The organism is Rariglobus hedericola (assembly GCF_007559335.1).
Classification (GTDB): Bacteria; Verrucomicrobiota; Verrucomicrobiia; order Opitutales; family Opitutaceae; genus Rariglobus; species Rariglobus hedericola.
This window is the reverse complement of sequence record NZ_VMBG01000001.1, coordinates 1,562,006-1,573,924: the sequence shown is the minus strand read 5'-3', so window position 1 is coordinate 1,573,924 and position 11,919 is coordinate 1,562,006. Positions and strand designations below refer to the sequence as shown.

Below are 11,919 nucleotides of genomic sequence, written 5' to 3'. Positions count from 1 at the left end.
CCGCGTGACCGGTCGGAAAGAGAAAGAGGTTTTCTTGAAACTGCCCTGGAGGTTTTATCGCGGGAACACGGCGTGGGTTCCCCCGATGTTGTTCGATGTGCGCACGCAGACCGACCCGAAGCGCGGGGAATTTTTCAAACATTCGCAGGCGGAATTTTTTCTGGCACGACGGGGTGATGACGTGGTCGGCCGCATCGCGGCGATGCACAATCAGCGGCATCTGGATGCGCATGCGGACGGGGCGGGGTTCTTCGGGTTCTTCGAATGCGAGGATAATGCGGAGACAGCGCGGGCGTTGCTGGAGACAGCCGAAGCGTGGTTGCGAGGTCGCGGACTTACGGTCGCGCGCGGTCCGGCCAATTTCAGCATCCAGGATGAAGCGGGCGTGTTGCTCGATGGTTTCGAGCATGCGCCGATGGCGGGCATGGGTTACACGCCGCCGTATTATCGCGCGCTCATCGAAGCGGCGGGTTACACGAAGGCGAAGGATCTATTGGTGTGCCGGATCGACTGGGCGCATTGGAACACGGAACAGTATGACCGGATCATCGCGGTGACGAGCCGGATGGCGCCGGGAGTGAATGTGCGCGAGTTGAACATGGCGGATCTGCCCGGCGAAGCGGGGCGACTTGCGGAGGTGTTTGCCGAGGCGTGGCGCGAAAACTGGGGCGCGCAGCCGATCTCACAGGCGGAGTTTTTGAAATACGCGGAGCAATACCGGTTGTTCATTGATCCGCGCACGGTGTTGTTTGCAGAGAAAGACGGCGAGACGCTCGCGATCATGGTGGCGATTCCGGACATGAACGAAATCATCCAACGCATCGACGGGCGGATGTTTCCGCTGGGCTGGTGGCACCTGCTGACCAAACGGAAAAAGCTGAAGGGAATCCGATTGTTCCTGCTCGGCGTTAAAAAGAAGGCGCGGATTCTCGGACTGCCGGCGCTGTTCATGCGCAACATGCACGCGCTGTTGAAGCAATCGGATTACCAGAGCCTGGAGTTTTCATGGATCTTGGAGGATAACAAAGAGACCCTGGCTTTGGTGAACCGGTTGGGCGGACATCGCGTGCAGACCTTGCGGCTTTACGACAAGGCGCTGTGAACATGCGGGGCGAGAGAATCATCGCTGAATGGCGCGACTGGTGGCGTGGTGCGGGTGCGGCGGGTCGTTGGGTTCCGGTTGCGATGGGCGCGGTTTTTCTGGCGTTGCACACGGTGCTCGGCGGATTGCGTGGAGATCATGCGTGGTTGGTGCTCGCAGCGCTGGCGGTTTATTACGCGGGGCCGAGGCTGCGGGCGGCAGGGCGGTTTTTGCTGCCGCTGCTGATCATGGTGACGGTCTATGATTCGCAGCAGTATTGGGCCCTGTCGTTGCGCGCTACGGTCAACGTGGCCGGTCCGCACGCGCTGGAATTGGCTCTGTTCGGGGTGCGCGACGGTGACGCGGTGACGACGCTGTCCGCCTGGTTGCAGACGCACACGCATGCGCTGCTCGACCTCGTGTGCGGGGTGGCCTACCTGGCGTTTGTGCCGGTGTTTCTCCTCGTGGCGGCGTGGTGGCGATTCGTTAAAAAAATACCGGGTGCGGAAGGAGTCATGTGGGCGATGCTGTGGCTCAATCTCGCGGCATATGTCATTTGGATGATTTATCCGGCGGCGCCTCCGTGGTATGCGGATCATTACGGACTCGGGCCGGCTGTGCTGACGGCGGCACCCGAGGCGGCGGGCGCGGCGCGTTTCGATGCGTTGCTTGGGGTGACCTGGTTTGCGGATTACTACGCGAAAAACACCAATGTGTTCGGGGCGATTCCCTCGTTGCACGTGGGGCAGACTTTTCTCGCGGCGCTGTTTGCGTGGCGCTTCCGGTCGCTGCGCATCGTGATGACGGGCTTCTGGCTGCTGGTGATGTTTTCGTCGGTGTATTTGAATCACCACTATCTGGTCGACGGACTGGCGGGGATGGCACTGGCGACGGTCGCGTGGGCGGTAATGAGACGAAGCGAGGAGCGGATTGAGTTTCATGAGCCGACTTTGGTGACGGCGGCAGACGAGCCTTTTTGGCGTTGTCTGTATCAGTTATTGCTCAGTGTAGAACGACACGAATTAAACCTGCGGCAACGGGTGGTGGTTTGGGATTTGGGGTTGAGCGCGAAAACACTCGCACGGTTAAAGCGACGTTTTCCATGGGCGTTATTCCATACGCTCGATTTTTCTCAGCTGCCGGAGCATGTGAAACCGGAGAAGCGCACCTATGCGTGGAAGCCGGTGGTCATTCATCGGACGATGGAAATTTACGGAGGTAAATTGCTGTGGCTGGACAGCGCGGCGATTATTCGCGGGCCATGGACGGAGATGACTGAGTCCATCGATCAGCATGGCCTGTATTTGTTGGCAGGCCAATCGGCTCTGCGGCTGCGCTGTGATCCGGCGGTGGTGGCCAGGTTGGCGGTGCCGGAGGAGACGATGGACCAGCGTGAATTCGTGAGTGGCTTGGTAGGCGTGGATACACGCCGGCCGGCAGTGCGCGTGTTGCTGGTTGAATGGCAACAGCTGGCGCTTGATGCGCGGGATTGTCCGCCGCGTCATGCGGGGAACAATCCCGAGCAGGTGTTGCTCACGATTTTGGTGCGGCAAGGCGTGATGTCGGGCGAACTCACGGTTAACTCCGCTGACATCGACATCAGCTCGTCGAATCCGGTGCGTTGGGTGAGTTCGCGCAACAAGGTGCCGATGTGGCTGCCGGTCTGGGCCGACCCCTTTGCGCGCGCGTGGTATGTGATCTACAAAGCCGGTGACCGTGCCGTGCTGCGTTTCAAAGCGGCGAGTCGCTGAACGATGACGGGGATCATGATTTTTTCGGCGGGGGCGATGTTGGCGGCAGGCTATGTCGGCGCATGTTATTTGACGGGAGAGAATCTGATCGCGACGTGGTGGGATGAGTGGAGGTTAAGCAGGAGATCGTTGGCGGAACTCGATGCGGCTTGCGCGGCGAATATGCGGTCATCGGGCTTGGTGGTGAGCCTGACCACGATCCCGTCGCGGATCGTGGCGCTGGAGCTGACGATCAAGAGCTTGTTGCGGCAAAGCTGCCGTCCGACGGAAATTCGTTTGTGTCTTCCGGCTTGGAGCACGCGGGAGCAGCGACTTTACGAAGTCCCGGCGTGGCTGGCTCAGCTGAGGTGCGTGAAAATCGTGCGCTGTGAGGACAAAGGACCGGCCACGAAATTCTTGCCGACGTTGCAAGAGGTCGCACCCGATCAAGCCGTGCTCATCGTGGACGACGACCGTATCTACCATGCCCGCTTGTTGGAGCGTTACGTTTCACTCACTGCGGCGAATCCGCACGAAGTCGTCAGCGGTGCGGGGTGGAACGTGCCGGCGGATTTGATTGATCGCCCGACGACGTTGAGCGGCCGTTTGCGGCGGGCTCCTCATGTGCCGGTGCGGGCCAATCAACTCGGGCGCGTGCGGGAAGTAGACATCGTGCAAGGCGTCCACAGCTACGTGGTGCGACCACGTTTTTTTGATCTTAAGGAACTGGGCGATTTCACTGCGGCTCCGGACTCGGTTCGACGGGTGGATGACGTGTGGGTTAGCGCACATTGCCAGGTGCCGAAGCGCGTGCATCCGATGCGCCTGGGCTACACCGATTTTCTGCCGTGGCGGAATCGGAAACTTCAGGCGACTACGAGTCTGGGGCGTTTGAACCGCGCTGAAAATCCGGAGCAGCGAAGTAACTCGATCGCGTTGAAATACCTGAGCGATCGCTGGCGAAAACGCGGCGAGGGCACACTCAACCGCGGGTGAACAGGGAGCCGCTCATCTGTTCCTCGAAGGATTTGTGGGCTTTCACGGAGGCAAGGAAATCGGACTTCGACAACGTGTAGGTGACGACCGGTTCGGCGGCGCGGACGGTGGCGTTGCGCGGCTGGTCTTTCAGGAGGGCGACTTCGCCGAAGAAACCACCGCTCTCGATGTTGGCGACGACGCGCGTGCCGGTGTCGGAGTCGATGATGATGTTGGCGCGACCCTCGGCGATGACGTAGAATTTATCACCGGTTTCGCCCTGACGGATGATGTTGGTGTCCTTGTCGAAACGCTCCTCGTTCATCTTCTGGGCGATGTCGGTGAGATCGGAGGGGCTGAGGTCTTTGAAGAGGGTGCACTTTTTGAGAATGGCGCAGATGATCATGGTCTCCTTTACGCGGATGTCGGAGACGATGTGGCCGTCGATCATGTTCACGATGCGGTCGGCGACGTTGAGGATGCGGTTGTCATGGGTGACGATCATCACGGCGGAGCCGCGTTCATCGGCGAGTTTGCGCAGGAGCTTCACGACGTTGGCGCCGGATTCCTTGTCGAGGGCTGCGGTGGGTTCGTCGGCGAGGATGAGCTTGGGCTGGTTGACGAGTGCACGGGCGATGGCGACGCGCTGGCGTTGTCCGCCTGAGAGGTTACGGGGCTTGTAACCGGCGCGATCGGCGAGACCGACGCTCGCAAGCATGGCATCGGCGATTTTGTCATAGTCGGCGCGCGGGGCGTCGGTCAGCTCGATGGCCATGCGCACGTTCTGACGGGCGGTGAGCGAGTCGAGGAGGTTGTGCGCCTGGAAAATGAAACCCAGGTTGCGACGCATCTCGACCTGCTGGACGGGATTGAGGCCGGCGAGCTCGGTGCCCCACAGCTTGATGCCGCCTTCCTGCACGGAGCGGAGCGCGCCGATGAGGGTGAGCAGCGTGGTTTTGCCCGAACCGGACGGGCCGGTCATGATGACGATCTCACCCTTGTGGATGGTGAGAGTGTTGTTGTGGAGGGCCTGTTTGCGTGCGTCGCCCTTGCCGTAGTGGTGGTTCACGCCGACAACTTCGATCGCGACTTCTTGGTGGGAGGAAAGGCTCATGGCGGTGTCTAAGGAAGGATTGGATCAGAAGAGATCCGCAGGATCGGTGGAGTGGACTTTCTTGAGGGCGAGGTGGCCGGCGAGCAGGCACATGCCGCTCGTGAGCACGAAGATTAACAACACGCGGCCCGGGGTGAGGAACATGCGAATCTGGGTGAAGTGCTCGATGAGCATGTAGAGGCCGAAGCCGGCGATGAGCCCGGGAATAAAACCGGCCAGCGCCATCAGCACGGCCTCGTGGAGGACGATGCCGCTGATGAAACGGGGCGGGTGGCCCATGGCCTTGAGCGTGGCGAACTGGGGGAGGTGATCGTTCACCTCGTTAAACAAAATCTGGTAGCAGATGATCACGCCGATGGCGAAGCCGACGACCAGGCCGATGCCGAAGACGATGCCGGCGGGGCTTCGTTGGGTGGTGACGCGGATCTCGCGGGTGTTGATCTCGGCCGGAGTGAGTAGCAATGCCTGGGGCGGAAGCGCGGCGAGCAGACGCTGGCGGACCTCGTTTACATCGGCGCCGGGCTGGACGCGGATCAGGCCGAGATCGATCACGTCACGAGGCTGGTTTTGCATGAGCAGAAACGTATCGGCGCTCATGATAACGTGCCCCTCGTAGCTGAAGTTGGGCCCGAGTTCGCAGAGTCCGACGACCGTGACCTTGATCCTCCCGAGCGTGGTGGTCGTGCCGCTTTCCACCTGGCCGAGTTCGTGACGGGAAAGGCGGTCGTAGATGACCGCGCCGGGTTTCTGAAGGGCTCTACGGTTGGCGGCGATGATCGCGGTGGTGAACATCGGATCGTCGAGGTTGACGCCAAGCGTGAAGACACGGTTGCGGGAACCGTCCTGCGGGTTCCACCAGTAATCGGCGCCGCTATAAAGCGGGACGGAGGCGGCGACGCCGGCGACATCGCGGGCCTTGTAGATCCAGTCGATGGGGAATTCTTCGCCGGTCTTGAGATGGTTTTTCTCTTTGTGCGAGAGGATGAGGTCGCAGTCGAAGTGGGGCGGCAGGTTGGCGGCGCTGTCGTTGGAGCCGTTGAAAAAACCGAGCTCCATAAACATGATCACTACCGAAAACGCCACGGCCATGACGGACAGGGCGAGACGCGACGGCTTGTCGATCAGCATGTTCCAGGCGATGGGCAATGGACGCAGGAAACGCATGGCTCAGAACAGATCGGCCGGATCGGCGCGCTTGATCTTGCCGAGGGCGAAGACCGCGGCGATGGCGCACATCGCGAGGGTGAGACCGAGGACGAACAACGCGCGCGTGAGATCCATGTAAACAGGGAAGGACGACAAGGCGCGCAGCAAACGGTAGAGACCGAACGACAGGATCAGCGACGGGAAGTAACCCATCAGTGAAAAGATCAGACCCTGACGGATGCCGACCGCGTAGATGTAACGCTCGGTGTAGCCCATGGCTTTGAGCGTTGCGAATTCGCGAAGGCGGTTGGCGATTTCGCTGGAGAGGATCTGATACAGGATGACAGCGCCGACGAGAAAGGCCACGAACATGCCGACCTGAAACATGACGCCGACGGGCTTCACGTTCACGAAATAGTTTTCCTCGCGCTCGATGAGATCGGGCTTGGTCAGCACGAGCACATCGCGGGGCAGGGCCTCGCGGAGTGCAGTAGCGACGGCGTTGACGTCGGCACCGGGAGCGGTGCGGACGAGACCGAATTGATATTCGCGCAACTGGGGAATGCCGTAGAGCCGCAGGTAAGTATCGAGGCTGGTGATCACGCTGCCGTCGGCGAGCAGGCCCATGCCGAGGGCGTAATCGCCGCGAATGGAAAGTTCCTGACGGTTGACGATGGCGGGGCCGCCGGTGTGCCACGGCCCGTAGCTGGAGCGGGCGAGCCGGTCGACGAGCACGGTCTGGCGTTCGTTGAGGAGGCCGATCGAGTCGTTGAGGGCGGGATCGAGGAAGTAGTGACCGCCGGGACGCAGACCGAAGATGAAGCAGGACTCCGAGGAGTTGGAGACCTGGTTGCTCCATCGTCCGCCTTCGAGGAGCAGGCCTTCGACCGAAGCCACGCCGGGGACACTGCGGGCCTGGATCACGCGGTAGATGTCGATCGACTCGCTGCGCGTGAGCATCAGGTAACCGCGCGAGACGATCATCAGATTGAAGTCCAGCTGGCGGTAGGTGAGCGAGGAGTTGAGCCGCGCGGCGCCGAGGAAGCCGGCCTGCATGAAGATGAGGAGAACGGCAAAGCAGATGCCGCCCACCGCGGTGGCGGTGCGCTTTTTATTCTGGATGGTGTTTAACCAAGCCAGGGGCGTGCGCATGGGCATCGGCAAGGAAGTGACGTGAACGGCCGGGCGAAAAACTCAGAGCGAGATGCTCACGTCGACCTGCAGGAACACGAGGCGGTCGAGCGGCTCGTTCTCGTCCATGCGGATGGTCGCCTCGACCACGCGGCCCTGCGTGGTGCTGTTGGGATCCATGCTCTCGATGTTATTGCGGAAAACGATGTTGCTCACGCCGATGACGGTGCCGGTCATTTTCTTGGGGAGCGCGGAGGAAGTGACGACGGCTTTCTGACCGGCTTTCACCTTGAGAATGTCGGACTCGTAGACCTCGGCGACGACGATCATGCCGGAGGTGTCGCCGATCTTGAACAACTCGGCGCGGCCGCCGGCCGGGGCTCCGGCGCGGGCTCGGATCTTGAGGATGCGGGCCTTGATGGGTGAACGCACCTCGGAGGCGGCGAGCTGGGCCTTGGCGGCGGCGACATCGGCCTCGGCGGCACGCACGGTTTTGGCGGCTTCGTTGATAGCGAGGTCGAGATTCTGGGTGGTCTGGGCGAGTTTCAACTCGGCGGTCTGTTTGCCGAGCGTGCGGTCCTCTATCTGGTCGGGGGAAACGAATTCGCTGTCCCGGGCGGCGGCGATGCGGTCGTAGCGGCCTTGGGCGAACTTGGTTTCGGTGGCGACGGTGGCGAGGCGGGCGCGGGCGATCTCGATATCCTTGGCGGTGCTGGCGCGGGTGGCGGTGAGATCGGCCTCGGCTTGCTTGAGGCGGTTGACGGCACCGGCGGTGGAGGAAAGGCGGACCAGCGGCTGGCCCGGTTGCACCCAGTCGCCCTCGGTCACGAGAATTTCGGACACGGTGTCGCCGGGAGGTCCGGAGAGATCGATGATGCCGGATTTGGGGAGGACCCGTCCGAGGGCGGAGACGGTGTCGGCGGCGTGCAGGCCGGCGGCCAGCAGGACGGAAGCAAGCGAGAGGCGCAGGAAGGAGGCGTGTTTCATCGGGAAAAAATCAGAGGGCGGGCTGGGTGGTGAGGTCTTCGAGGGAGAGGCTGGCGCCGGCGATGCCGGTTTCCTTGAAGATCAAGCCGAGGGTGAAGCGAAGCTGGGCGAGCGCGGTGGCGTAGGACGCATGGGCGTTGATGTAGCGGATGCGGGCGCCGGAGGAGATGTTTTCCAGGCTGATGACATCGAGGATGGTGCCGTCGCCGGTTTTGAGCTGCTCGTATTGAGCGGCGAGCGCGCGCTTGGAGAGATCGACCGTGTCCTGGGCGGAGCGCACGGCGTCGGCGCGAAGGCGGACTTGTTCGAGGGCGAGAAGCACCTGGCCGGCGATGAGCTGGGAAAGCTGGATGGTCTGGGCTTCGACTTGGGCGATGTTGGCGCGGCGTTCACGCAGCAGGCCGCGCTGGTAACTGTTGTTAAAAGGCCAGTCGAGGGAGAGGCCGACGAGGCCGTTGCCGCCGGTCATGCGTTCACGAAGCGGGTCGGTCGCGTTGTCATCGTTGCTCAGGCCGCGGTAGCCGGCGCTGACGGTGAGGTCGAGGCGGGGCTTGAGATCGATCTGCGCCTGACGGGCAAGGAGGTTGAGCGGAACGAGGCTCTCTTGGGAGGCAACGTAATCGGCGCGCGCGACCAAGGCGCGGCGGATCATCGGCGTGCGCATCGCGTCCGAGGTGAGTGCGCCGGCTTCGGTGACCGGAGGAAACCCATCGTTGGGCGCAGGAGTCTCGGCGATCTGTTCGGGGGCGAGGCCGAGTTGCTGGCCGAGCGTGAAACGGGCGGAGCGCGATTCGAGTTCCGCGTTGATGCGCACGGTGCGTTTTTCGCGAAGGTTGGCCTCGGCTTGCAACAGGTAGGCAGGCGGAAAGATGCGGCTGTCGACGAGGACCTTGGTCGATTCGACGAGGCGGGCGGCGGAGCGTTCGACGTCGCGTTGCACGAGATAGGCGTCGTCGGCGGCGCGGCTCGACCAGTAGCTGACGGCGGTGTTGAAGGCCTGCGTCGAGAGTGCGTGCTGGTAGAGAAGCTTGGCGACTTTCACATCGCCGCGGGCGGCGGCCTCCACGGCGCCAGTGCTGTCGCGACCAAGACCGCGCAGGAGCGGGACGAGAATCTCAAAGTTGACGCTGGACCGGCCGGCGGCGGAGGAGACGGGGGAAACCTGGTCGTCCACGCTGACGGCGGCATTGGGACGGAGAACGACGCCGTTGCGCAACAGGCGGGAAACACCGGCGGTATAAGTGAGGCCGTGTGAATGGGCGGTCGGGGTGCTGCCCGGGATCACGGGAGCCAGCGGCGTGCGGTTCTCGGTGGCGGCGACGGTGGCGAACGTATTCCAGTCAAAGGCGCCGGCGGTTTGATCGAGGAAGCCGGAGCGCTGCTCGATCACGGTTTCATTGACACGGAGGGCGGGATTGTCGCGCAGAGAAGCGGTGAGTGCATCGCGCAGAGAAAGGCCGGGCCGGGTAATTACGGGCGGTGATTCCGCAGTCTGGGCGGCCAGTGGAGACATCAGCACGCAGATCGCAAACGGGAGGTGGCGCAGAGTAAAAGTCACGATAACAGGAGCGGAGGGCTGGATGTGTCGAATCGCCTTAAAGCCGTATGATTGCACCGCGTTAGGGAGACTTAGAGGACGGTCATCAGCAAGTCGCCTGCCGGTCCTGTCAATGCGATTGAAAGGTGATCTTGGGAGGAGAAATGGTTTTCAGCTTTCTTCGAGGACAGGTTGTGCACCACTCTGCGCCATTCTGCGATCATGCGCGTCCTCCTCACGACTCCTTACGATCTTGCGGTTCCCGGAGGGGTAAACCGCCACGCGCTCGATCTGCTTGAAACGCTCCTGCGGAAGGGGATCGAGGTCCGCCTGATCGGGCCGTCATCGGCGGAAACACCCGAAATCGCGAACCCTTCCATCCATCGTATCGGGCGCATCTGGGTTGGCGCGCTCAACGGTGCGCGCAGCCGGGTAACCCTGGACTTGGGTATCGGGACAGAGGTGAAGCGGCTAATCCGCGATTTTCGTCCGGATGTCATTCATCTGCAGGAACCGTTTTTGCCGACGCTGAACACCTTCGCGCTGATCCATGCGGGTGGGGCGCGAACGGTGGGCACGTTTCATACTTATTCTGAAACGAGTCGCGGATACCTGTGGGCGTGGCCGTGGTGCCGGTGGGTCAACCGCCGGCTGGATGCGCGGGTCGCGGTCTCAGCTTCGGCTCGGGAGTTCGCGACACGCTGGCATCCGCGGCCGTTTGCGGTCGTGCCCAACGGTGTGCGGTTGCCTGATGCCGCGGCGATGCGCCCGTCGCGGGCGGCGGGCCGGCCGGTGCGGGTGCTGTTTGTCGGACGCGCCGATGAACCGCGCAAAGGCTTCGATGTGTTGAAAGAGGCGATGCGCCGCCTCGATGCGGAAACCCCGGGAGCGTTCACGCTCGATGCGGTCGGGCCGGCCACGGCGCGCGGTGAAGTCAGTGCGGCCGAGTTGTCGGCGGCGTATGCCGCGGCAGATGTATGCGCGGTTCCGTCGAGAGGTGGCGAGAGTTTCGGGCTGGTAGCGCTGGAGGCGCTGGCTCACGGCGTGCCGGTGGTGGCGTCACGAATCCGTGGATACGCGGACTGGCTTGATGGCACGGGGACGGGGAGGCTGGTGACGGCGGGAGACGCCGCGGCACTGGCGGAGGCATTGCGCGCGGTGACCGCGTATGCGGCGGCGTATGCCGCGTGTGCGGACCGAGCCCGCGAAGTGGCGTCGCGCTACGACTGGAACCGCGGCGTGGAGAGGTTGTTGAGAATTTACGAAGGTGCGCCGGTCTCGAACGACGAAGGTTGAGGAAACATCCGGGCGAGAAATGACCGGACCTCCGCAATCACTGCGGGATCGGCGGGGAAACCGAGGTCATCGTTGAGGCAGAGGAAGCGCGGACGGCGGCGGGCGATGCGATCGAGCAGGAGCCGCTGGCGGGCGGGACCGGGCTTGATCTTGTGAAACGCGGAATGGCGCAGGTATTCCCAGAACGGGACGATCCGCGTCTGTGCGCGGCGGTGCGTTAAAAGGTGCCAGCGGTAGAGCCGCTCCGGGCGAAAATCGGCGGGCGTGCGAAAGCGGTGCTGAAGGAACCCCTTTAATTCATCGTAAACGAGCCGCTGCATCTCGGCCCATTCATCGCAGTCGATAAGGATGGGACCGTGTTCAACCAAGCCGAAGTAGACGGGTTGTTTTTCGTAAACGAGTCGGCGGGCGCGTTCGCCGACGAGGGTGCCAAAGATTTTGATGCGACCGTCGGCGGTTTGAAAATCCTCCAGAGTGGCCGGGGAGCCGAGGAAGTAGTCGTCGTTGAAATAGATGAAACGCTTCGAGATGCCCGGCAGTTTATGGAGAGAGCACTCGATGACGTTGCTGTTGAAAGTGGGCTGGGCGACATCGGCCGACATGATCTCGTCGTGGTGCACGATACGCAGACGCGGGTGATCGATTCGCAGCCACGCGGGCACTTGGGGGCGACAGGTGACGAGGTAGACGTTGCGCACCCAAGGCGCGTGCAGTTCTAGAGAGCGCAGGCTGTGGCGCAGGCAGTCGTAAGCATCGCGGTAACGCTCGGGGTTGAGATCGCGCGTGCCTTTGGCGTGACGGCCCAGCTGCTCCAGATAATCGGGACGCGTGCCATCGACCCAGGTGTAGACGACGTCGATGGAGGAGTCGGGAGTGGACATGGCGGGCAACACGGGCGAGCGCGTCAGAAACGTCCGGCGGA

At 62.4% G+C, this 11,919-nt stretch carries 10 protein-coding genes; 4 read left to right on the top strand and 6 right to left on the bottom strand.

The features are described 5' to 3' along the window. Positions 1 to 34 precede the first annotated feature (34 nt). The 3 genes from FPL22_RS06925 to FPL22_RS06915 all read left to right on the top strand — a co-directional run bounded on the left by FPL22_RS06925 (position 35) and on the right by FPL22_RS06915 (position 3,807). Complete coding sequence (locus FPL22_RS06925) at positions 35 to 1,102, top strand: N-acetyltransferase (RefSeq protein WP_144229369.1); 1,068 nt, start codon at positions 35 to 37, stop codon at positions 1,100 to 1,102. Positions 1,103 to 1,215: 113 nt separating this feature from the next. Beyond that, positions 1,216 to 2,832, top strand: a complete 1,617-nt coding sequence (locus tag FPL22_RS06920; protein WP_238991386.1) for a phosphatase PAP2 family protein — start codon at positions 1,216 to 1,218, stop codon at positions 2,830 to 2,832. A gap of 15 nt (positions 2,833 to 2,847) precedes the next feature. Next, positions 2,848 to 3,807 carry a hypothetical protein gene (locus FPL22_RS06915; RefSeq protein WP_144229367.1) on the top strand — a complete coding sequence of 320 codons (960 nt, stop codon included), beginning with the start codon at positions 2,848 to 2,850 and terminating at the stop codon, positions 3,805 to 3,807. Here the strand turns inward: FPL22_RS06915 and FPL22_RS17685 are convergent. From FPL22_RS17685 to FPL22_RS06890, 5 genes are read right to left on the bottom strand one after another with little or no spacing between them, the layout of a single operon-like run. Then, positions 3,794 to 4,900, bottom strand: a complete 1,107-nt coding sequence (locus tag FPL22_RS17685; protein WP_162525221.1) for an ATP-binding cassette domain-containing protein — start codon at positions 4,898 to 4,900, stop codon at positions 3,794 to 3,796. The two genes, FPL22_RS06915 and FPL22_RS17685, sit on opposite strands and share 14 nt — an antisense overlap. A gap of 24 nt (positions 4,901 to 4,924) precedes the next feature. Then, on the bottom strand, positions 4,925 to 6,064 hold the full coding sequence (locus FPL22_RS06905; protein ID WP_144229366.1) for an FtsX-like permease family protein: 1,140 nt from the start codon (positions 6,062 to 6,064) through the stop codon (positions 4,925 to 4,927). A gap of 3 nt (positions 6,065 to 6,067) precedes the next feature. Then, positions 6,068 to 7,198 carry an FtsX-like permease family protein gene (locus FPL22_RS06900; RefSeq protein ID WP_162525220.1) on the bottom strand — a complete coding sequence of 377 codons (1,131 nt, stop codon included), beginning with the start codon at positions 7,196 to 7,198 and terminating at the stop codon, positions 6,068 to 6,070. 42 nt (positions 7,199 to 7,240) lie between these two features. Continuing rightward, positions 7,241 to 8,164: an HlyD family efflux transporter periplasmic adaptor subunit gene (locus FPL22_RS06895; RefSeq protein ID WP_144229364.1), complete on the bottom strand. Its 924-nt coding sequence runs from the start codon at positions 8,162 to 8,164 to the stop codon at positions 7,241 to 7,243. A gap of 10 nt (positions 8,165 to 8,174) precedes the next feature. After that, positions 8,175 to 9,722, bottom strand: coding sequence for a TolC family protein (locus tag FPL22_RS06890; RefSeq protein WP_144229363.1), 1,548 nt, complete (start codon positions 9,720 to 9,722; stop codon positions 8,175 to 8,177). A 201-nt stretch (positions 9,723 to 9,923) separates the two neighbouring features. Between FPL22_RS06890 and FPL22_RS06885 the strand changes: the two genes are divergently transcribed. Beyond that, complete coding sequence (locus tag FPL22_RS06885; protein ID WP_144229362.1) at positions 9,924 to 10,997, top strand: glycosyltransferase family 4 protein; 1,074 nt, start codon at positions 9,924 to 9,926, stop codon at positions 10,995 to 10,997. Here FPL22_RS06885 and FPL22_RS06880 read toward each other — a convergent pair. Then, entirely contained in the window at positions 10,961 to 11,878 is a 918-nt protein-coding gene (locus FPL22_RS06880) for a Stealth CR1 domain-containing protein (protein ID WP_162525219.1), read from the bottom strand. The two genes, FPL22_RS06885 and FPL22_RS06880, sit on opposite strands and share 37 nt — an antisense overlap. Positions 11,879 to 11,919: the final 41 nt, after the last annotated feature.